Here is a 21,459-nt window from a genome sequence, read left to right as displayed (position 1 = left end):
TAAGTATCACGGGAGTTAAACACTTATGAGCATGCAAGATCCTATCGCGGATATGCTGACCCGCGTTCGCAACGGTCAGGCAGCGAATAAAGTTGCTGTTAAAATGCCTTCTTCCAAGCTAAAAGTTGCAATTGCACAGCTGCTTAAAGAAGAAGGTTATGTCGCTGATTACGCAGTAATTGGCGAAGCTAAAAAAGAGCTAGAAGTTACCCTTAAGTACTTCGAAGCTAAACCTGTTATCGAGCAAATCCAACGTGTTAGCCGTCCTGGTCTACGCATCTACAAGAAAAAAGATGCGCTACCATCAGTGATGGGTGGTCTTGGTATTGCTGTGGTATCAACCTCTAAAGGCTTGATGACTGATCGCGCCGCTCGCCAAGCGGGCCTTGGTGGCGAAATCATCTGCTACGTAGCGTAAGGAGTAGGATATGTCACGTGTTGCAAAAGCACCTGTAGTAATTCCTGCCGGCGTAGAGGTGAAACTAAACGGTCAGGAAATCACCGTAAAAGGTAGCAAGGGCGAACTAGCTCGTGTTATCAACGAAGCGGTAGAACTAAGCCTAGAAGATAACGCTGTTACATTCGCACCTCGCGAAGGTGTTGTTAAAGCAAATGCACAAGCAGGTACTGCACGTGCACTTGTAAACAACATGGTTATCGGTGTTACCGAAGGCTTTACTAAGAAGCTAACTCTTAAAGGTGTTGGTTACCGTGCTGCTATCAAAGGCAACGCAGTAAACCTAACCCTAGGCTTCTCACACCCAGTAGACCACGAGCTACCTGAGGGTGTTAAAGCTGAGTGTCCAACTCAAACCGAAATTGTTCTAACTAGTATCGATAAGCAACTAGTTGGTCAAGTTGCAGCGGACATTCGTGCTTACCGTAGCCCTGAACCTTACAAAGGTAAAGGTGTTCGTTACGCCGATGAAATCGTGCGTATTAAAGAAGCTAAGAAGAAGTAAGGTAACACTATGGATAAGAAAGCATCTCGCATCCGTCGTGCTACTCGTGCACGTCGTAAGATTGCTGAGCTTTGCGTGACCCGTTTGGTGATTCACCGTACTCCTCGTCACGTTTATGCCCAAGTTATTGCGGCAAACGGCTCAGAAGTTATCGCTAGCGCTTCTACTGTAGAAAAAGCGATCCGTGAGCAAGTGAAGTACACCGGTAACGCAGACGCAGCGAAAGTAGTTGGTAAAGCAATTGCTGAGCGCGCCATCGAAAAAGGCATCTCTGATGTTGCATTCGATCGTTCAGGTTTCCAATATCACGGCCGAGTAGCTGCACTGGCAGAAGCTGCCCGTGAAGCTGGTCTGAAATTCTAAGGTGAGTGGAAGATGGCTAACGAAAAACAACAGCAGCAACAATCTGATCTGAATGAAAAGCTAATCGCTGTTAACCGTGTTTCTAAAACGGTTAAAGGCGGTCGCATCTTCAGCTTCACCGCACTAACAGTAGTTGGTGATGGTAATGGTCGCGTAGGTTTCGGTTACGGTAAAGCCCGTGAAGTACCTGCTGCGATTCAAAAATCAATGGAAAAAGCGCGCCGTAACATGATTACTGTTGCGCTTAACGAAGGTACTCTGCACCACGCAGTTAAAGGCCGTCACACTGGTTCTAAAGTGTACATGCAGCCTGCTTCTGAAGGTACAGGTATCATCGCCGGTGGTGCGATGCGTGCAGTTCTAGAAGTTGTGGGTGTTCGCAACGTTCTAGCGAAAGCATACGGCTCAACCAACCCAATCAACATCGTGCGTGCAACAATCGATGCGCTGGGTGGTGTTAAATCTCCAGAAATGGTTGCAGCTAAGCGCGGCCTTCCTGTTAAAGATATTCTGGGGTAATTGACATGGCTAAGACTATCAAAGTAACGCAAACGCGTAGCTCTATCGGTCGTTTGCCGAAGCATAAAGCTACACTACGTGGCCTAGGCCTTCGTCGCATCAACCACACTGTAGAACTTGAAGATACTGCTTGCGTACGCGGCATGATCAACACAGTTTACTACATGGTTAAAGTTGAGGAGTAATCAGAATGCGTTTGAATACTCTATCACCAGCAGCTGGTGCTAAGCACAGCAAAAAGCGCTTGGGTCGTGGTATCGGTTCTGGCCTTGGTAAAACTGGTGGCCGTGGTCACAAAGGTCAGAAGTCTCGTTCTGGCGGTTCAGTACGTCCAGGTTTCGAAGGCGGTCAAATGCCATTGAAACAACGTCTACCTAAATTCGGTTTCACTTCTCGTAAGAGCCTAGTGTCTGCTGAAGTTCGTCTAGCTGAGCTAGCGAAGGTGGAAGGTGATCTGGTCGACATTAACAGCTTGAAAGCAGCGAATGTAATCACTAAGAACATCGAATTTGTTAAGATTGTTCTTTCAGGTGAAATCAACCGTGCTGTCACTGTTAAAGGTATTCGCGTAACTAAAGGCGCGAAAGCTGCAATCGAAGCTGCAGGCGGTAAGATCGAGGAATAATCCTCGGGGAAGAGGTACAGATGGCTAAACAACCAGGAAATAATTTTAGCAGTGCGCAGAATGGACTATCGGAACTAAAGCGCCGATTACTTTTTGTATTTGGGGCACTATTGGTATTCCGTGCAGGCTCTTTTGTGCCGCTACCTGGCATTGATGCTGCTGTCCTCGCTGACCTAATGGCTAGAAACCAGGGTACCATCATTGAAATGTTTAACATGTTCTCTGGTGGTGCTCTGTCTCGTGCTTCGATCTTTGCGTTGGGGATCATGCCGTACATTTCGGCATCGATCATCATCCAGCTGCTCACGGTCGTTCATCCAGCATTAGCTGAGTTGAAGAAAGAGGGTGAATCAGGTCGTCGTAAGATTAGCCAGTACACCCGCTGGGGCACTTTGTTTCTCGGAACCTTTCAGGCAATCGGTATTGCCACAGCATTGCCATCAATGGCAGATAACCTAGTCGTTTATACCGGCTTTGGTTTTTATCTGACAGCAGTGGTGAGCTTGGTTACTGGTACCATGTTCCTGATGTGGTTAGGTGAGCAAATTACCGAACGTGGCATTGGTAACGGTATCTCGTTGATTATCTTCGCAGGTATCGCTGCCGGATTGCTACCGGCTATTGGACAGACCATACAGCAAACAAGCCAAGGACAGATGTCCGTTCTTCAAATGTTGTTGATTGGTGTGATTGCAATTGCCGTTGTTGCGTTTGTTGTGTATGTCGAGCGTGGCCAACGTCGTATCGTTGTAAACTACGCAAAACGTCAGCAAGGCCGTCAGGTTTTTGCTGCACAGAGCACACATTTGCCATTGAAAATTAATATGGCAGGCGTAATTCCAGCAATTTTTGCGTCAAGTATTATCCTTTTCCCTGCGACTTTGTCGCAATGGTTCGGTCAGAACGGGCAAGGGGCATTTGGTTGGTTGACTGATGTGTCATTGGCACTCAGCCCTGGTCAGCCTTTGTATGTACTACTTTACGCAGCAGCGATCATCTTCTTCTGCTTCTTCTATACAGCGTTGGTTTTCAACCCACGTGAAACAGCAGATAATTTGAAGAAGTCTGGTGCATTTATTCCAGGTATTCGCCCGGGTGAGCAGACCTCGAAGTACATCGATAAAGTGATGACCCGCCTAACTTTGGTTGGTGCACTTTACATTACATTCGTGTGTTTGATCCCTGAGTTTATGATGATTGCGTGGGACGTTCAGTTCTACTTTGGCGGAACGTCGCTACTGATTGTAGTAGTCGTAATCATGGACTTTATGGCTCAAGTGCAGACACATCTGATGTCGCACCAATACGAGTCTGTTTTGAAAAAGGCTAATCTTAAAGGCTACGGCCGTTAAGGTTACCCATTACGGAGTTTGGCAATGAAAGTTCGTGCTTCCGTTAAGAAAATCTGCCGTAACTGTAAAATTATCAAGCGCAACGGTGTTGTGCGCGTAATTTGCAGCGAGCCTAAGCACAAGCAGCGTCAAGGCTAATCGCAGGTTAAGCAGAAATTTTTCTTGCAATATATAGGCAGGTTGGCTAGATTAGCCAACCCACCTTTTGCGTATGCATAGAAGTGGTATAGCCGCAGCGTATCCTAAACGGGCTTTGCTGCGGTTTCTTCTGATAAGTACTAGGAGTGAATAGTGGCCCGTATAGCAGGCATTAACATTCCTGATCATAAGCATGCTGTAATCGCACTTACTGCGATCTACGGTATCGGTAAAACTCGTTCAAAAGCTATTCTAGCTGAGTCGGGTATTGCTGAAAGCACTAAGATCAGTGAACTAAGTGAAGAGCAGATTGATATTCTGCGTGATGGTGTTGCCAAGTACACTGTAGAAGGCGACCTACGTCGTGAAGTATCCATGAACATCAAGCGTCTTTTGGACCTTGGCTGTTTCCGTGGTCTACGTCACCGTCGCAGTCTGCCGGTACGTGGTCAACGTACTAAAACCAATGCTCGCACCCGTAAGGGTCCGCGTAAGCCGATCAAGAAATAATCGGGGTATAGAGTACTATGGCTAAGCAACCAACACGCGCGCGTAAGCGCGTTCGTAAACAAGTCGCGGATGGCGTTGCGCACATCCACGCGTCTTTCAACAACACAATCGTGACCATTACTGACCGTCAAGGCAATGCACTATCTTGGGCAACTGCCGGTGGTTCAGGTTTCCGTGGTTCTCGTAAATCTACTCCTTTTGCTGCACAGGTCGCTGCTGAGCGTTGTGCTGAAATGGCAAAAGAGTACGGTGTTAAGAACCTAGAAGTTATGGTGAAGGGCCCAGGTCCAGGTCGTGAGTCTACTATCCGCGCACTTAACGCGGCTGGTTTCCGCATCACTAATATTGTAGATGCGACTCCGATTCCACATAACGGTTGTCGCCCACCTAAGAAACGTCGCGTTTAACGTTTCTAGGACTGTTGGAGAAAGATCATGGCAAGATATTTGGGTCCTAAGCTGAAGCTTAGCCGCCGCGAAGGTACTGACTTGTTCCTTAAGTCAGGCGTTCGTGCGATTGATACCAAGTGTAAAATCGATAACGCCCCTGGTGTGCACGGCGCTCGTCGCGGCCGTCTATCAGACTACGGCGTTCAGCTTCGTGAGAAGCAAAAAGTTCGTCGTATCTACGGCGTACTAGAAAAACAATTCCGTAACTACTACAAAGAAGCTGCTCGCCTTAAAGGCAACACAGGTGAAAACCTGCTTCAGCTTCTTGAAGGTCGTCTTGACAACGTAGTTTACCGCATGGGCTTTGGTGCAACTCGCGCTGAATCTCGTCAGTTGGTAAGCCACAAAGCGATCCTAGTTAATGGCAAAGTTGTTAACGTTCCTTCTTTCCAAGTGAACGCTAGCGACGTTATCAGCATTCGTGAAAAAGCGAAAAAACAAGCGCGCGTTAAAGCTGCACTTGAAGTTGCTGACAACCGTGAAAAGCCAACTTGGATGGAAGTAGACGCCAACAAGATGGAAGGGACGTTTAAGCGTCTTCCTGAGCGTTCCGACTTGTCTGCGGACATCAACGAACACCTGATCGTCGAGCTTTACTCTAAGTAAGGCTAAAATTTAAGAGAGGACATAATGCAGGGTTCTGTAACAGAATTTCTTAAGCCACGTCTTGTTGATATCGAACAAATCAACAATGCGCATGCAAAAGTAACTCTAGAGCCACTTGAGCGTGGTTTTGGCCATACGCTTGGTAATGCTCTTCGTCGCATTCTTCTATCTTCTATGCCTGGTTGTGCAGTCACAGAAGTTGAAATTGACGGCGTGTTGCACGAGTACAGCACCAAAGAGGGCGTACAAGAAGATATTCTTGAAATCCTTCTAAACCTTAAAGGTTTGGCTGTTAAAGTCGAAGGTAAAGATGAAGTTATCTTGACTCTTAGCAAGTCTGGTGCGGGCCCTGTGAAAGCAGGTGACATCACTCATGATGGTGATGTCGAGATTGCGAACCCAGAACACGTAATCTGCCACCTAACTGATGACAATGCTGAAATCAGCATGCGCATCAAGGTAGAGCGTGGTCGTGGCTATGTTCCAGCATCAGCTCGTATCCATACTGATGATGATGAGCGTCCAATTGGTCGCCTACTAGTAGACGCTACTTTCAGCCCTGTTGATCGTATCGCTTACGCAGTAGAAGCCGCTCGTGTTGAGCAGCGTACCGATCTAGACAAGCTTGTTATCGAGATGGAAACAAACGGTACTCTTGATCCAGAAGAAGCAATCCGTCGTGCAGCAACTATTCTTGCTGAACAATTGGATGCCTTCGTAGACCTTCGTGACGTTCGCGTTCCTGAAGAGAAGGAAGAGAAGCCAGAGTTTGATCCTATCCTGCTGCGTCCTGTAGACGATCTAGAATTGACTGTTCGCTCTGCTAACTGTTTGAAAGCAGAAGCGATTCACTACATCGGTGATCTTGTACAGCGTACTGAGGTTGAGCTTCTTAAGACGCCTAACCTTGGTAAGAAGTCTCTTACTGAGATCAAAGACGTGCTTGCTTCTCGTGGTTTGTCGTTGGGTATGCGCCTAGAAAACTGGCCACCAGCGTCAATCGCAGAAGATTAATCACCGAACAGGTTTAGTTAGAAGGATTAAGCCATGCGCCATCGTAAGAGTGGTCGTCAACTCAACCGCAACAGCAGTCATCGTCAAGCTATGTTCCGTAACATGGCAAGCTCTTTGGTTCGTCACGAGACTATCAAGACGACTTTGCCAAAAGCAAAAGAACTGCGCCGCGTAATTGAGCCTTTGATTACCCTAGCTAAGAACGACACGGTTGCTAACCGTCGTCTAGCGTTTGCTCGCACTCGCGACAACGAAGTTGTTGCAAAACTGTTCTCTGAACTAGGTCCACGTTTTGCAGCTCGCCAAGGCGGTTACACTCGCATTATCAAATGCGGTGTACGTACTGGTGATAAAGCTCCAATGGCATACATTCAGCTAGTTGGTTCTGCTCCATTCGAGCAAGAAGCAGCTGCAGAATAATTGCACTGAGCATGAAAAAGCCGAGTCCTAGACTCGGCTTTTTTCTTTCTATTTTCCAAGAATTTAGTCATTGATTGTCTATCCTTGAATAAGGAGGGGCTATGACGACCATCGTTTTATTGTTCGATAGCGCCAAATTTGGTGGCATTGAAACCCATGTTGTTCAACTCGCTCATTTGCTATACCGCAAAGGTATTCCTGTTTCTGTCCTATTTTGGCAAAACCATTTCCCTGAATATGCGCAAACACACTTGATAAACGCAGGTATTCATTGCGCTTATCTCAATCGTTCATTGAACGCATTAAATCGATACGTGAAACAGTGCTCTCCCTGTTTGATACATGGTCATGGTTACAAAGGGGCGATAATGGCGCGCGTTGCATCATTATTAACACACACACCTTGCGTTACCACATTCCACGCGGGGGAACTCGGTGCTGGTCGTGTTGCGTTATATGAATGCTTGAATCGCTATACAGCCTTTATTGGACGAAATTTAGCTGTGAGTGAGCTGATAAAGTCGAAAATTCCTTTCAAGGCAGAGATATGTCATAACTTTGTTGAGTTACCGGCGTTAGCTATTCTGCCCAACGAAAATACGACTGAGGCTTATAAGATTCAACGTATTGCCTTTGTCGGCCGCTTAAATAGGGACAAAGGTGCTGATCGTCTGACTTCTTTAGTTGAACACAGTTCAGCGCAACTCAGTTGGCACTGCTTTGGGGAAGGTGAGTTCGACATAGAGCATCCGCGCTGTCATATGCACGGACACGTTGCCAATATGCAGGACTATTGGTCTCAAATCGATTTGTTGGTGATGCCTTCGCGTTTTGAAGGTTTACCGCTCGTTGCTCTTGAAGCGATGGGTTATGGCATCCCTGTATTGGCGACCGATGTTGGTGATTTAAAATACCTTCTACCAAGTGATTTCTTAGTGCCTGAACATGATTGGTTATCGCTTTCAGATAAGATAAACCATTTAGCACAGCTTAATAGCGGTGAGATACTAGAAATTCACCATCATATGCGCGGCATTATTGAAAGCAGATTTAGCAGTGATGCACGCTGGCCTCAACTCCAAGAAATTTACAATATCGGCTAAGCAAAACTAGAATTCGGATTTGCCTAAAGCTAGCGGTTGTATTCACCGCGAAGCAGTTGGCTGTCCATGAAACAGCGTTGAAGTTTTTGTCGCCAGTGATAGGGGATCCATCGTCCTTTTTCATGCATGCTACGGCATAGCTCGCTAGCTAAGCTCGGGAAACGATAGTCGTTAATGACCAGCCCAAGTACATTGGCATCCACTTGACTCAATCGCTGACTGCTGGTCACCAGTTGCTCATCGGATGTTTGTCCTGCGCCGACAACTAATAGTGTGCTTTGACACGATTTGGCAATGGTCACTGCGGGCAAATTTCGCCAGTTATCTGCGCACAAGCTTCCGGCATCAAAAATCAAATAGTGATATTGTGCCTGCCAATTTTGAAGGCATTGTTTGAATATCTCTGGCTGACGCATGCGTAGTGCTTGCCCCTTTAGGCTCGATTGCGGTAGCAGCCAAAGGTTGTGGTTTAATTGTTTTAACGCTTCTTTTTCGCCTTCGCCAGCATATTGCCATGGCATGGAGTCAATGCCTTGTCCTTGTCCTGCGTAATCTAGATCAACCAATAGGCAGGACTCGCCACTTTCCCCGATGCGCTGTGCGAGCCAGCGAGACATTGTTGAGCAGCCACATTGATGATTGCTGCCAGTCACGGCAATGGCTTGTGCTCCGCTTGCAATCACTTGTTGATAGAAGAGATCAAACTCTTGAGTAAGCCAAGGCTTCATAGGCTGGCTCCAAGCACCACAAGTGTTACGACGCCAAGCGCATCTCTGAGCCATTGTCGTGCGATCTCCATTCCTGATTCATCTTTGAAAGGCACATAGACGGTGTCGCCTGCTCGCAATAATGGCAGTGGGTAGCGACTTGGATGATGGACATAGTCTTTTAAGCTAAAGACATGAGCGCGATCGCCGCAGCATGATTTATTGACGATCATGATATTGTCGATCCAAGCTTGTTCCGTGGTACCACCAGCTTCTGCAATCAGATCTAAAATGCTCATTTCATCGCTGAAGCGATAGCGTCCGGGATGCTTGATTGCACCAACAAGGCGTACCACTTCGTCAGGTTTTTTTTCCAGCCAATCTCCACGGCGTTCTGGAATATAGATAACGTCTCCAGGCACGACTTGTGCGATCAGTGTTTCATCACCGGTCTCGAAGTAGCGTTGTAAATTGATATGAGAGACGCGCGCGGCACCAGAAGTTCGATGACTGATTTTGATATTGCGCAGATCGGCATTGGGATTGGGCCCATCTGCGGCGGCGACAATGTCGAGAAAGCCGAGTTGTTGGTTAAAAGCATATCGACCGGGTGCGCCGACCGCGCCAAAAATATAGATGGAATCTTTGGCGGATTGTCGAACCCAGCTTGATTTATTATCGGTGGGGTCATGGGGCAGTTCATCAATAACCACTGTATCCCCAGCTTGCAGGCGCGGAAGTGTTGAAAAATCACCGCCTTGCTGCAAAAAGCGATCAAGGTCGAAGTAATCAACGGTTCCTGTACCTTTGGTATGAATAATACGAATCTGGGCAAGATTCGCGCGCTCAATGGGGCCGCCAGCATGAGCGAGCAAGTCTAAAAAACCCATTTCAGAACTCCATTCATAACGTCCGGGATGATGTACCGCGCCAATGATTTTAATCGCTTGATCTGGACTGATTTTGAGCCAAGATTTTTCGTTTACATCTGTCTTTTCAGGGACAAACAAGACATCGCCTGGGTTGAGTTTAGGTAAGTGAGCACTTACGTTAGGTTTGTTAGCAATGGTCACCAAATTGATATCGATGGGCGCACCATTATCGCGAAATACTTTAATTTTGGTGGTGTCTGCGTAGCGTGTTGGGCCGCCGGCATTGGCCAGCAGATCAAGGAAATTGGCACCAGAGCTTTCAAAGGCTCCGGGTTTTTGAACTTCCCCCATTACATAGATAGAACGACCGCCATCGCTGATCTCTTTGACTTCAATGGGGACAAAAATGGTGGAGCTCGGCAGAATCGGCGGCGCATTGCTACTATCGCCAGTATCTAAATAGGCACGAAGGTCAAAGCGGTGCGGCACATCATTGGTAATCACCCGTATTTTGGTGACATCAGCATAACGGGTAACACCGCCAGCTCGCATAATTGCATCGATAACCGTCATACCTTCTTTATAGCTATAGGTGCCCGGATTGATAAGCTCACCAAAAATGGTCAGCCCTTGGCTTTCATCCGCATCGCCCTGATCCATTAAGGTGGCGGCATCAAAATCAACCTCAACATTACCCAGTACAGCTGACACGGGGACAAATACTTCATCACCCGGTTGTAGCGTCGGAATCTTGCTTAAATCACCGCTATCAAGGTAGGTTTTATAGTTAAATACGAGCACTTGATCGCCGCGGCGAAGCTGGAACTTATCGAGTTGAGCGCCGGGGCGAAGACCGCCAGCTTGCGCAAGTGCTAACTGAACATGGCTGTTTGGAGGAATGGAGACGATGCCTGGTTGTTCGACGTAGCCGAGTACGGCGACGCGAATCTCTCGGGTTTGAATGGAAAGTGCGAATTCATCCAAGTTGCGATAAACCGTACTGAGCCTTTCTTTGATTAGGGTTTGCGCCTGTGCTAGGGACAAACCAGAGACTTTCACAGCTCCCACTTCGGGGAGGCGAATTTGGCCCAAATCATCAATCACAAAGGGTTCATTAAATGCACTTTCACCGGGCAGTTGTAAGTACAAGCTATCCCCTGGCGCGAGGTTATTGGCAAACGCTGGCGCGATCCATATGCAAAATATGATTATCCATAATCGATGCATCGTTACCTCTCAGGAGCGTGATACCAATCTTTCAAACTATAGGTGCGAATGGGACGATCGCGATCGGGATGAATCAGTAGATATGCATCCACACGGCGATTCGCAAGGCGGCCGATACTGTCGGCGTTGATGGTGACGGGTTGCATTTCACCTTGGCTCGTTATGGAAATTTGTCCTTCTGAGACGCCATGTTTGACTAGAACATCACGCACAGCTTCAGCGCGCTGCTGTCCGAGTTTTAAATTACTGGCACTTGAACCTTGGTTATCGGTGTGTCCAACCAGAGAAAGCGTCCAATGTGGATGCGAAATCAGAATTTTAGCGGCGCTCGCAAGGGCACGTTGATATTCAGGAAGTAAGCGCGCACTCGCACTGGGAAACTGGTTGTCTAAGGACATCAGCAGTAGGAGTTTTTGTTGAAGCTCTGATTCGGCAAAGGCGTTTTCGGTATGACCGCAATAGGTTTTTTTGAGCAGCTGGTGTAACAGGTTATCGCTTTGTTTGAGTTCCACAGCGAGCTTATCCATATTGATCATCGCGTCGTCGACCATACCGGTTAGTAATTCGCTTCCGGCAAGTCGATGTTGTGTCGTCATTCGCTGCATGCGTGCAGGCATACAGTGGACGCCGCCTTTTAATCCCAGTAGCTCTATTTCAAAGCCAAGTTGATCCAGTCGAATACGTGCCATCTGTACATCTTTGGCATTGACTTCATAGCTGGGCGGGCTGGAAGAACAAGCCACTAAAAATAGCGGTAGCAGCCATGTCAATTTGCATCCATTCATTGGTTTGCTGCCTCATTTAAACAGGGAATCACTTTATCGATACGTAGCATTCGCATCAGTTCAAGCGGCTGACCATTGACCCCTTCGAGATACAGTTCACTGCCATGACTTTTTAACCGTTTGTAGAGAAACACGATGGCACCGATGCCACATGAATCGATAAATTGAACCTGCTGCATATCAATACGAATGCTTCCTTGCTGCGTTTCACTGAGTTGCTGAAACATACCTTCCATCTCGCGTGCTGCAGCGGCATCAAATTCATGGCTGAGTGTTAAATCGTATGTGCTCATATTCATGGTGCCTCCTAAATTGAAAAGCTGGCTGTTGATTGTGACTGATTGTATGGATTAGCAATCAATTGGCGTGCCAACTCTCATCCGCTGCCGTTATTGGCCACGTCCTAAGATCACAATGGCTATGGTTTTACACAAAATGCCTAAATCCATTTTTAGCCAGTTCCAAGGCGAGCTGAGCGCCGCGCCATAGGCATGGTCCCAATTCAATTTTTGTCGAACATCATCTAAATCTTGGTCATAGCCATGATTGACTTGAGCCAGTCCGGTGATCCCAGGTTTGAGTCCTGCGGTGCGTTCAATATAAAAAGGCAATGCATTTTGCAATTTACGACAAAACTCAGGGCGCTCAGGGCGTGGACCGACGATAGACATCTCGCCGCGTAACACATTGAGGCACTGAGGTAGTTCATCGAGGCGCGTCTTTCGCAAAAAACGTCCCACTGGGGTAATGCGAGGATCGTTTTTCTGTGCCCAAACGGCGCCACTTTGCGCTTCTGCGTCTTGGTACATCGAGCGAAATTTGATTATGTAAAACAGTTTGGCTTGGCTCTGGCTGATTTCACCCACGCGTAATTGCCGATAAAAAATGGGCCCCGTTGAGCTGGCCTTGACTAGAAGTGCGACAAGGCACCAAATCGGTGCGCTAAGACAGAGCGTCAGAAGCGCAATACCAATATCAGCGCTGCGCTTACAAATCAGCGTCGCCCGCGATTGATACTGGCTCAATTCTTGCGGGGGGCGCCAGCCGTGGCGAAACTGTCCCAGCAAAAAGCGCATCATTCCGATGAGCGCGTACAGATAGCCAAATACAAAGTAATGAATCGCTTTTGCTTTGGGGGCCTTGATGTGAGCGAGAGGAAGACAAGCATACAGAAATACCGATGCCCCCATGGTTAGCAACGCCTGAGCGAAAAGTTGTCCTGCGATGGCCTGTATGGTGGCAATCAACACGATCAAACAGAGAATAAATGGCATCAGGGTTCGAAGGCCTTTGCCTGACCAAAATAGCCAAGCCAGTTTGCTGTTTTTGGGATTGAGTAGAAAATTACAACGAATCAGTTGCTGCAAGTTCCCTGCGCTGATGCGTTGGCGACGGGTAAGTTCCTGCTGTGGTGTATTGGGGTTGATTTCGACAGCATTAATATTGGGACTTAATACAATTTGATACCCCTGTTTGAGTACCTGCATGGGAAGCATAAAGTCATCATTAATGGTGTCGCTGGGAAGCGGAATAAAAAGCGGACTGCGGATCATTAAAAACGCGCCGGTACAGCCCATCACTGAACCCAGCTCTGATTCGGCATGACGAATATGGTTTTGCATCTGCCAGTAACTTTGTTCGCCTTCGGTGCCATCGGCGAGTAGGTAATGGCTGGTAATGGCGCCAATCTCAATATTACTCATCATTTGCGCGCCTTGGCGAAGCGCATCTTGAGATAACAGCGCGGAAACATCTGAGCTCACCAGAAGGTCACTCTTTTGCTGCGCCATGGCGAGTAGCTGATTTAGCCGCGCTGATTTTCCTTCGTTATCACGCCAAACATGAACCTCGAAATGAATGTTGGCCTGTTCAAATTTCGGTTTCCATTGTTGCGCGAGTACTGGCGTTTCATCGAGGCAACCATCACAGCCAATCAAAATTTGCCATCGATTGGCGGGATAATCTTGAATCAGTAGATTTGCGAGTTTTTGCTCAATGAGCGCCGCTTCGTTATAGGCAGGAATGATCACGCTGATATAGGGAAAGCTATCAGGATTTTGATTGTCGCAGGCTGGCTGATAGAGCGCCTCTTCAGAGAGACGAAGCTTTCGCCCTTGATGGATCATCCAAGGCAGGTAAATCAAATGGTGATAACACACAAGAATCAAGAGTAGCCCCAGTAGAATGTTTAGCCCCATCATGTTTGCGCTCCTTGATAGCAATCAAGGTAGTGGCGACACATGGTCTCAAAATCAGCATGCCGACGAATAAATTGATGAAGTTGCTTGGGGTCGTGCGCTGCATTCATCATCGTGGTTGCACCAGCCACTAAGGATTTCAAAATATCCGCATCGACTAAATGACTGCCGGGTGCAAGTAAGCTGGCGACTGCGCCAACGTTATTGGCTAAAACCGGAATCCCACAGGCTTGTGCTTCTAAAATGGCAAAGGGGAGTCCCTCTTTGCGTGAGGGTAAGCAAAAGCAATCGAGACTTTGATAAAACAGCGGCATATCCTCAATTTGACCGAGGAAATGTACGCGATCGCGAATATTAATGGCTTCACAATGGGCTTGAAGAAATTTGCGTTGTGGTCCATCACCAGCAATGGCTAAGTGTGCATGTTTCGGTAATTGAGCGAGCATATTTAAGGCGCGATCGAGGCCTTTTTCGGGAACGAAGCGCCCAGCGCAGCCAAAAATAAATGCATGACGAGGCAAGCGAAGATGATGGCGCGCTTGTCGTTGCTCTTTGGGCTGAAAACGCTGGCAATTCACCCCATTGGTGATCACTTTTTCTGGTGTGAGGTCGATGTGTTGCAAGGCATGACTGACACTATCGGCATCAGCAATCAGTTGTGGCCGACCGAGTAAGGCCAATCGCGTGAGCCAGCGCGCCTTGCGTGAGTCAAAATGCCAGCTGTCATGCTCGGTATGAATATGTTTGAGTGAGAGGCCTAAGCTGGCCAAGCGACCATAAAGCAGGGGGCCAATATGGTGGCTATGCAGTACATCAATTTTCTGATCTTTCATCAGATGGCGAAGCTGATAGATGCAGCGCCAATCAAGACCATCTTGCTTATTGAGAAAGTGGAGCGGGAAACGATAGCTTGCCAATGCAGGCCAATAGCCAAAGGCTTGCGCTTGGCTATCTTCCAAGGCGGCTATATGCACTTGGCTTTGGTTTTGTTCATTGAGCGCTTGTGCGAGATCTAGGGTCATTCGCTCAATACCGCCGGGTCTTAGGTGCTGAACCAGCATCAAAACACGTGTCATATGGGCTCCTCGGTTTGATCCTTGAGTTTGGGAATGCGCGCCAAAATAGGTAGCGGTGCCAAGTGGGTAATTTGCTCATTGTGGTAAACGCGGCTATCGAAAATTTCGGCGACGGTTGCCAGCATGAGTCCAACACCTAAACCGCCAATGCAGCTCAGTGCTAACACAATGAATAAAGAAAGTTGTTGCGGCGTTTGTGGTTGATAGGGGCGGTCGATCACTTTTAGTTTTTCAGGTTCTTCAAAGCGTCCGAGCTGGCCGGTAACACGCGCCATTTCATAGCGTTCAAGTAGTTGGTCATAAAGCCGAGATTGCACATCATAGTTTCGCTGCAATACCGCCAGCTGCTTTTCTAGCTCGGCTAGCTCAACCACTTGCTGGGCGAGCTCTTTGCCTTTTTGAGCCAGCAATGCGCGCTCTTGTTTTAAGCCAGAGAGTTTTACTTCTGCTTGCTGTAACTGTTCGAGTTGGCTTTGCAGCAGCGCGGGGCGTTCGTTATCGCTTTGCGATAGGCTAGTGGCGAGCTGCCACAGCTGGGCAATATTTTGTTGATTCAGCTGCTGGCGCTGGTTGAGCAATTTATCGCGCTCGATTTTTAGCTGAGATAAGCGGCGCAGTACCGCTTGTACTGAAGAGTGCTGGTCCGTATAACTGGCGCGTAAAATGGCAAGTTCAGCCTCAGCTTTGACGACTTCCTCTTCAAGCATGCTGACCACAGGTGAGCTTTGTGTAAGCTGTTTGCTTAGGCTGTCGTATTCACTTTGTGCATGAACCAATTTCAGTTCGGTTTCACGCATTTGCTTGCGAATCTGTTGCTCACTAAATCCTAATCCCTGTTCAAGTAGTGGCAAAATGTTAGCGTTGCTGGTTTTAAAGCGTGCCAACTGTGTTTCCGCCAGCACCAAGTCTTGTTGCCGACGTTCTAGCTGATCTTTGAGAAAATTTTCTGAGCTATCTAATGAGGCGCGTCCTGGTGCTTGAAGGCGATAAAGAAATTGTGCGGAAGCTTGCTCTAAAATATGTGGCATCTGTACAGGTTCGTGCCAAGTGAGGCTAAGGCGAATTAGATCGCTGCCCGCTAGCTCTAAAGTTAAATTTTGAGAGAGCCGATTGAGCATGGCGTCATATTGCGCACGATTGGCAGCATCAACTAGTTCAAGTTCATCAATGACGTCACTTAAGACGCTACGGCTATGAAGAAGTACGCGCAGTGCCTCGATTCGCTCTTTGAGGTTATAGGAGATGGAAATATCTTCTAGAAAGGGATTAATCAGCGCACTTTCCTGAACCAAAATGGTGGTGTGCGAGTAGTATTTCTTCTCCATGCTACTGTGAATAAGCAATGCGAGGATCGGTAATAGGATCATCGGTACCACCACTAAATAGCGTTGTTTCCATAACGCTAAAAGCAGGGGGTAAAGAAGGTGAAAGAGGCGATAACGCATATCACAAGGTCTCGATGATCACGGTATTGATCGATAAATTGGGATCAAAGATCTGATCAAACTGAATGCGATAGGGCATGGCGAGCTGGTGGATCTGTTTCAGTCGTTGCTGGCTGCGCCAAAGAGAGTCAAAGGCTGATTCATCGGTGCTGGGGCCAATGGTCAGTAATAGGCGATATTGATTATGCTGCTCAAAGTAGGTGCTGAGTTGCTGCTTTTGTTGCGGGGTGAGGGCAATCTGCTGCGCCTGATAATGCAGGGTCATTTTTGCTTGATACAATCCTGCACAGCCCATGAGTAGGCTGAACACCATCAATCCCAAGTAGCATCGACCCCATGGCCATCTTGTGTATTGCTTGATCATCATACACATCCCTCACATTCCTTTTATTGAGTGTAGCCGCTCTCCTCATCGATGCCTGATTAGGTGGACAATGATCTAATGCTTTTTCAATTGCTTGCAGATATGTTCCATGACGAGCTGACCTTTGTTGTGCCAGCTTTCCTGTTGTAGTCGTTGCTGTAATTGAGTGGACAGCGATTTATATCGTGAGGGTTGCTGCTGTTGATGATGAAAGTGCTGAGTAATGCACTGAAACCAATCGGTGGGTGTATTTGCAATATGAACCCAAGGAGTGAAATCTCGAGCGGCAGCAAAATCACTACTAATGACGGCGGTGCCCGATGCCAAATACTCGCGCAGTTTAAGCGGATTACAGGCTTGAATTTGTCGGTTGTCTTTAAAAGGCAGTATCGCAATTTGCCAGCGTGCAAGTAGGTCGGGTAATTGCTCGTGTGGCTGCGCGGGATATAAATGAATATTACGATGGGCGCGAAGCTGATGGATGGTGCAGTCAATACGACCAACCAATTCAAATTGGTACTGCGGAAACTGCTCAGCGAGCTGACAAAGTAAGTGTTGATCCAGCCATTGATTGAGGCTGCCATAAAATCCGATCACATTGGGTTCAATATGAATGGCAGGATTGGGAGCAAAACTATCAAGATCGACGCCGTGCGTCAGGATTTGCGTTTTTGTGGCTGGAAATCGCTGCGCTAAGGCTGGGCTTGCCGCCAAAATGAGATCGGCCTTTTCAACCAGAGCGCGTTCTTTGGCTGCGACACGGGCATGATCCACCCCCGCTAATGCTGAGAAATCATCGCCGCAGTAGTAGATCACTAAGTCGGCATCCAGCGGATCAAGATAATCCACCGCGCTTGGTAAGGCCGCCCAGACAATACGAGGATAGTGCTTGGGTAGTTGTGCGAGCGCTTTGAGCTGGTGATTATTCCAAGTTTTCAACCACGACCACTGTGCCAGCGGCCAGACTTTTGGGGCATAAATCTGTGTGGGTTGTGGCAAAGCGCTGTGTTGTTCGTGTCGTTTCGGCTGTTTGAGCTTTTCCCAAATACGTTTGCAATCACGCCAAGCAAATGAGGGACGACGAAGGCCTATGGAGTTAATCCAATGCACGCTGTGATGCCGCATCATCTGCTGCATGATGTGCTGTGAGCTGGATGGATGACGCCCCCAGTCTTCAGCAAAGACGATCCACTGCGGTTTCATCACGCAGTTTCCTTTTCATCTTTTGTATCGCTCAGCGCTGAATGCGGGTTCGACAGTTGACGCAGCACTTTGGCTGGATTTCCTCCGACCAAAGTAAAGGGCGGAACATCTTTGGTGACTACGCTTTCAGTGGCCACAATACTGCCTTCGCCAATGGTGACATGACCGACAATGGTTGCGCCGCTGCAGATCCATGCATCTTTACCAATATGAATGGTGCTAATTTGATTCGCTGTTTCACCTTCGCCTGCGGCGCGAGCAGTCGGGTCTAGCGGGTGACCGGGAAAGCCAACTAAAGATACTCGGCCTGCCAATCGAACGTTATCTTCCAGAATAATCGCATGACCAATCGCCAAATGATTTTGCCAGCCGATATCCACATTGTGGCCAATGGTGAGCTGTGCGGGTGGGTGCGCACCAATATGTCCTGCGAGGGTACTGATACCTGAGATTCGACAGTCATTACCCAGGGTGATTTGTAGTTGGCCAAGGATCTGCGGCATACCTGAATAGAGGTAAAGTCTTTTGGGGCGGTTGCTGACTTGGCTCAGAAATAGGGGCGTGAAATAGATGCGCTGGATGAGTAGTTGCCACACCCCGACAATGCCTTGATGGATGCGATAGAGCAGTGGGTGGAGGATAGGTACAGTGGGGAAAGCACTATGGCGAATGGGCGCGGTGACAGTTTTGACTCGCTGCCATTGCGCTGGACTGAGATGTTTTTTGAACCATGCTTTCATGCTGACCTTGATCCTTTAAGGTGAAATCAGACCGTTGTAAATGCCGTTCGGTTGCTATTAATAAAGCTAGCAGAATATAGAGCGGCCAGGTGAAGCCTTGGGTTAGAAAAGAACCACTGATGCAAAAGCTAATAAAGCCAAGATACAGCGCATTCAATAGATGCTGTGTTTGGGGTTGGGTAAAGCGTAATAGTAAATGGCGAATGCGTTTCAAAGCCATGATGATCAAAAGGGCAAAGAGCGCAAAACCGACAAATCCTGTTTCTGCCAAAATTTCAAACCAGGTACTGTGTACGGCGTGGTTTTTGCCGTCCCAGTGATTGGAGTAGAAATAGTAGTTCACATAAAAATTATCAATACCCACGCCAGTAAAGGGGTGTGAGAGTGCCATTCGCCATGCCGCGCTCCACGCATAGAGTCGTCCCATGGCTGATTCATCGACGCCCGTTTCCGCGGCGCCGCCTGAGGCGCGATCACTAATACCCGCAAAAGCCACAAGTAAACATAAACCGGCGATGCTGATTAAGATGGGAATCATTTTGTTTCGACAATGCAGCGATAGCATGACAAATAAAATGCCAGCAATACCAATTAAGCCGCCGCGACTTTGAGTAGCGAGAATGGCGAGTATTAATAATGTTATTGCGGTAAAAGAGAGATAACGCCGCCAGTCACTGTGCTGCAGATAAGCGACAGCAAAGGAGAGAGGAAAGAGCAGCACCAAGGCTAAATCATTGGGATCGCCAATGATCGACCCTAGATTGCGACTAATGGTCACGCGGGTACCTTCCACTAGGCCAATGCCATGGTAGCTGTTATATAGCGCAATCATCGCAATCAAACATCCAGCCATGATCAGTAACCAACCCAAACGATAAACGGCATTGAGCGATTGGGTAAGCCACGAGATTGCAAACATCATCAATATCATCTTTATGTATTGGCCATTGAAGTAAGCCATGGCCAGTGATGTGTTGGTTGCAAATAAAACACTCACGCCGACCCAAGCCACAAATAGCAGCACCACAGAATGAAGCGGGTGCCAATAAAATAGACTTCGATTAAACCAAATTTGCATCACCAGTAATGCCAAGCTTGCCAGCGCTAGCATTTGTGGAATACGAAATGGATAGAGAACGGGAATGGCTTCGTGAATCCGAAAATAGGAAAACACCACAAACAAACAGCAAGCAAAAAAGGCGAAGCGCGCGAAGTAGGGTAATAAGAGGCTGCCAATAACCGCAAGTAAACATAGGGCGGCGATGGGACCGAAATGGAGCCAGAGCAGCGCCAAACTCAGACAAAAGAGACTGGCGGTGAGTTGCTGGTGGCTCGGTGAGAGAGTCATCAGGAGGCCTGAATCCGAGCCAGCTTACTTTGCAAGCTAATGCCTGCACATGACATTAGAATGTGCGCTGTGAGTAATCCCCAGATTGCGCTGGCAAGCCAAGGTTGTTCTAGATAAACACAAAGTGTGATGGCAAAAAGCAGGGCAAAGAAGTACAGCCATTGTTTGTACTGATAGGGGAGATGTAGCAGCTGTTGGCTGCGTAGAAATGTCAGCACAAAACGAAATAGCTGAAGGGCAATACCACCAAAGATCACCCCCTGCATTTGGTAGTGAGGGATCAGATAAAAAAGAACGGGAATGGCACATAGTGCGGTGGCAATGGCAATCAAGAAGTTACTACGGCCGCTTAATTCATACAGTGTGCCTGTGTTCACCATGACAGTGGCATAACGTAGCGCCAAGAACCAAGGTAAAATCCCAATGTAGCTTTGGCTCGCATGAAAATCTGCAGCAAAGAGCTTGCTAAAAATAAACGGGGCAAAAAGGATTAAGCTCGCCGCCAGCCAGATCCCAAGCTGGGCACCGAAAAAATTGAATTGCGCTAAGCGATGTTGCTGTAAGGCTTGCTCTGCATTTTCAAATCGTTTGGGTAGCCACCACATTGAAAAAGGCTCGAGTAGCAGCGTCGCAGCAATGGTCCATTGCATCGCGATGGCATAGGGCGCGAGTGTTGTTGGCCCAAGCGTTTCTGCGATGACCCAGCGCTCGGCGCCTAAATAGACAAATCCTAAAATACCAGAAAGTGTAATCAGACCGCCGTATCGCAGCATAGCACCATAGGGCCCGCATTGAATCCTTGGCATCCAACGGATCAGTGCGATCAATTGAATACTCTGCGCCGCAAGGCCAGCCATCACTAATCCACTGATGCCATATTGCGGCGTAAGCCAAACAATCAGACTGGCTTGTGTGATCGCAATGAGTAGCTGCGCACGAATAAATGCGCCTGCTGCATCGGCCAGTCGCATGGCCGTTAGGGGGATTGCGGCCAAGCTGTTCAGAAAAAGTGTGATGAGTAATATTTGTAAATGCCATGGCTCAGGCTGTGTGGGCAGCTGGGCGCAAATCCAATGCGCAAAAAGACAGCCTAAAACAACAAGAGTGCCCCCGAATACAAAGGTGAGCTGTATGGCCACGGAGAGTACTTGCTGTGGCTGATAGCATTGGCGATGCACAAAACGGTAGATGGCTTCAATGAGACCTAGCGTGAGTAACCAAGAGCCTAAGGCAATAAAGGTGAGTAGTACATCATAACGACCATAAGCTTCTGCGCCCAACCAACGCGTGGTCCAAGGTTGTAAGATGAGAGCGATGAGCTTGCAAAGTGCCAGTCCAACGCCATAGGTCAAGATTGTTCGAATCATTCGATTTGGCGTCTCCATGCGATAGGGGTGAATTCAACTAGGCTTATTGCATTGAAACAGCAAATT

Annotated in this window: 26 protein-coding genes; 14 read left to right on the top strand and 12 right to left on the bottom strand. The window is 47.9% G+C overall.

The window, feature by feature from the left end:
• The first annotated feature begins 25 nt into the window (after positions 1-25).
• The 14 genes from rpsH to L9P36_RS12060 all read left to right on the top strand — a co-directional run bounded on the left by rpsH (position 26) and on the right by L9P36_RS12060 (position 8,061).
• Positions 26-418, top strand: a complete 393-nt coding sequence (gene rpsH, locus L9P36_RS12125) for a 30S ribosomal protein S8 (protein ID WP_237467302.1) — start codon at positions 26-28, stop codon at positions 416-418.
• Positions 419-428: 10 nt separating this feature from the next.
• Entirely contained in the window at positions 429-962 is a 534-nt protein-coding gene (gene rplF, locus L9P36_RS12120; protein WP_237467300.1) for a 50S ribosomal protein L6, read from the top strand.
• 9 nt (positions 963-971) lie between these two features.
• Positions 972-1,325: a 50S ribosomal protein L18 gene (gene rplR, locus L9P36_RS12115; RefSeq protein WP_237467298.1), complete on the top strand. Its 354-nt coding sequence runs from the start codon at positions 972-974 to the stop codon at positions 1,323-1,325.
• A 12-nt stretch (positions 1,326-1,337) separates the two neighbouring features.
• Positions 1,338-1,844, top strand: a complete 507-nt coding sequence (gene rpsE, locus L9P36_RS12110; protein WP_237467288.1) for a 30S ribosomal protein S5 — start codon at positions 1,338-1,340, stop codon at positions 1,842-1,844.
• 5 nt (positions 1,845-1,849) lie between these two features.
• Positions 1,850-2,029 carry a 50S ribosomal protein L30 gene (rpmD, locus tag L9P36_RS12105; RefSeq protein ID WP_237467286.1) on the top strand — a complete coding sequence of 60 codons (180 nt, stop codon included), beginning with the start codon at positions 1,850-1,852 and terminating at the stop codon, positions 2,027-2,029.
• Between the two features lie 5 nt (positions 2,030-2,034).
• Complete coding sequence (rplO, locus tag L9P36_RS12100) at positions 2,035-2,469, top strand: 50S ribosomal protein L15 (RefSeq protein ID WP_237467284.1); 435 nt, start codon at positions 2,035-2,037, stop codon at positions 2,467-2,469.
• A gap of 20 nt (positions 2,470-2,489) precedes the next feature.
• Positions 2,490-3,821: a preprotein translocase subunit SecY gene (secY, locus tag L9P36_RS12095; RefSeq protein WP_237467282.1), complete on the top strand. Its 1,332-nt coding sequence runs from the start codon at positions 2,490-2,492 to the stop codon at positions 3,819-3,821.
• A gap of 24 nt (positions 3,822-3,845) precedes the next feature.
• Positions 3,846-3,959, top strand: a complete 114-nt coding sequence (rpmJ, locus tag L9P36_RS12090) for a 50S ribosomal protein L36 (RefSeq protein ID WP_039969906.1) — start codon at positions 3,846-3,848, stop codon at positions 3,957-3,959.
• A 153-nt stretch (positions 3,960-4,112) separates the two neighbouring features.
• A complete protein-coding gene (gene rpsM, locus L9P36_RS12085) occupies positions 4,113-4,469 on the top strand; it encodes a 30S ribosomal protein S13 (protein ID WP_237467280.1) in 357 nt (118 codons plus the stop codon).
• A gap of 17 nt (positions 4,470-4,486) precedes the next feature.
• Positions 4,487-4,876: a 30S ribosomal protein S11 gene (gene rpsK / locus L9P36_RS12080; protein ID WP_237467277.1), complete on the top strand. Its 390-nt coding sequence runs from the start codon at positions 4,487-4,489 to the stop codon at positions 4,874-4,876.
• Between the two features lie 27 nt (positions 4,877-4,903).
• The gene (gene rpsD / locus L9P36_RS12075) at positions 4,904-5,524 is read left to right on the top strand and encodes a 30S ribosomal protein S4 (RefSeq protein WP_237467275.1); all 621 of its coding nucleotides are present in this window, start codon (positions 4,904-4,906) and stop codon (positions 5,522-5,524) included.
• Between the two features lie 24 nt (positions 5,525-5,548).
• A complete protein-coding gene (locus L9P36_RS12070) occupies positions 5,549-6,538 on the top strand; it encodes a DNA-directed RNA polymerase subunit alpha (RefSeq protein ID WP_237467266.1) in 990 nt (329 codons plus the stop codon).
• A gap of 33 nt (positions 6,539-6,571) precedes the next feature.
• A complete protein-coding gene (gene rplQ / locus L9P36_RS12065; RefSeq protein ID WP_237467264.1) occupies positions 6,572-6,958 on the top strand; it encodes a 50S ribosomal protein L17 in 387 nt (128 codons plus the stop codon).
• Between the two features lie 101 nt (positions 6,959-7,059).
• Entirely contained in the window at positions 7,060-8,061 is a 1,002-nt protein-coding gene (locus tag L9P36_RS12060) for a glycosyltransferase family 4 protein (protein WP_237467255.1), read from the top strand.
• 29 nt (positions 8,062-8,090) lie between these two features.
• Here L9P36_RS12060 and L9P36_RS12055 read toward each other — a convergent pair whose 3' ends face one another.
• The 12 genes from L9P36_RS12055 to L9P36_RS12000 form a co-directional block, all read right to left on the bottom strand.
• Positions 8,091-8,789, bottom strand: coding sequence for a P-loop NTPase family protein (locus L9P36_RS12055; RefSeq protein WP_237467253.1), 699 nt, complete (start codon positions 8,787-8,789; stop codon positions 8,091-8,093).
• Positions 8,786-10,867: an SLBB domain-containing protein gene (locus tag L9P36_RS12050; protein ID WP_290368698.1), complete on the bottom strand. Its 2,082-nt coding sequence runs from the start codon at positions 10,865-10,867 to the stop codon at positions 8,786-8,788. Before L9P36_RS12050 ends, L9P36_RS12055 begins: the two co-directional genes overlap by 4 nt.
• 2 nt (positions 10,868-10,869) lie before the next feature.
• Positions 10,870-11,637 carry an OmpA family protein gene (locus L9P36_RS12045; protein ID WP_237467236.1) on the bottom strand — a complete coding sequence of 256 codons (768 nt, stop codon included), beginning with the start codon at positions 11,635-11,637 and terminating at the stop codon, positions 10,870-10,872.
• Positions 11,638-11,648: 11 nt separating this feature from the next.
• The gene (locus L9P36_RS12040) at positions 11,649-11,951 is read right to left on the bottom strand and encodes an STAS domain-containing protein (protein WP_237467234.1); all 303 of its coding nucleotides are present in this window, start codon (positions 11,949-11,951) and stop codon (positions 11,649-11,651) included.
• Positions 11,952-12,041: 90 nt separating this feature from the next.
• The gene (locus L9P36_RS12035; protein ID WP_237467233.1) at positions 12,042-13,853 is read right to left on the bottom strand and encodes a sugar transferase; all 1,812 of its coding nucleotides are present in this window, start codon (positions 13,851-13,853) and stop codon (positions 12,042-12,044) included.
• Complete coding sequence (locus L9P36_RS12030; protein ID WP_237467231.1) at positions 13,850-14,926, bottom strand: glycosyltransferase; 1,077 nt, start codon at positions 14,924-14,926, stop codon at positions 13,850-13,852. The genes L9P36_RS12035 and L9P36_RS12030 overlap by 4 nt, the downstream gene beginning before the upstream one ends.
• Positions 14,923-16,371, bottom strand: coding sequence for a Wzz/FepE/Etk N-terminal domain-containing protein (locus tag L9P36_RS12025; protein ID WP_237467230.1), 1,449 nt, complete (start codon positions 16,369-16,371; stop codon positions 14,923-14,925). The genes L9P36_RS12030 and L9P36_RS12025 overlap by 4 nt, the downstream gene beginning before the upstream one ends.
• A 1-nt stretch (position 16,372) precedes the next feature.
• On the bottom strand, positions 16,373-16,735 hold the full coding sequence (locus tag L9P36_RS12020; RefSeq protein WP_237467227.1) for a hypothetical protein: 363 nt from the start codon (positions 16,733-16,735) through the stop codon (positions 16,373-16,375).
• Between the two features lie 75 nt (positions 16,736-16,810).
• The gene (locus L9P36_RS12015) at positions 16,811-17,938 is read right to left on the bottom strand and encodes a glycosyltransferase (protein WP_237467222.1); all 1,128 of its coding nucleotides are present in this window, start codon (positions 17,936-17,938) and stop codon (positions 16,811-16,813) included.
• Positions 17,938-18,678: an acyltransferase gene (locus L9P36_RS12010; RefSeq protein WP_237467212.1), complete on the bottom strand. Its 741-nt coding sequence runs from the start codon at positions 18,676-18,678 to the stop codon at positions 17,938-17,940. Before L9P36_RS12010 ends, L9P36_RS12015 begins: the two co-directional genes overlap by 1 nt.
• A complete protein-coding gene (locus L9P36_RS12005) occupies positions 18,599-20,026 on the bottom strand; it encodes an O-antigen ligase family protein (protein ID WP_237467210.1) in 1,428 nt (475 codons plus the stop codon). The genes L9P36_RS12010 and L9P36_RS12005 overlap by 80 nt, the downstream gene beginning before the upstream one ends.
• Positions 20,026-21,393, bottom strand: a complete 1,368-nt coding sequence (locus L9P36_RS12000; protein WP_237467208.1) for a lipopolysaccharide biosynthesis protein — start codon at positions 21,391-21,393, stop codon at positions 20,026-20,028. Before L9P36_RS12000 ends, L9P36_RS12005 begins: the two co-directional genes overlap by 1 nt.
• Positions 21,394-21,459 lie beyond the last annotated feature (66 nt).

Origin of the sequence: Vibrio stylophorae, assembly GCF_921293875.1 — a bacterium.
In the GTDB taxonomy this organism is placed as follows: Bacteria; Pseudomonadota; Gammaproteobacteria; order Enterobacterales; family Vibrionaceae; genus Vibrio_A; species Vibrio_A stylophorae.
This window is presented reverse-complemented; position numbering and strand designations above follow the sequence as displayed.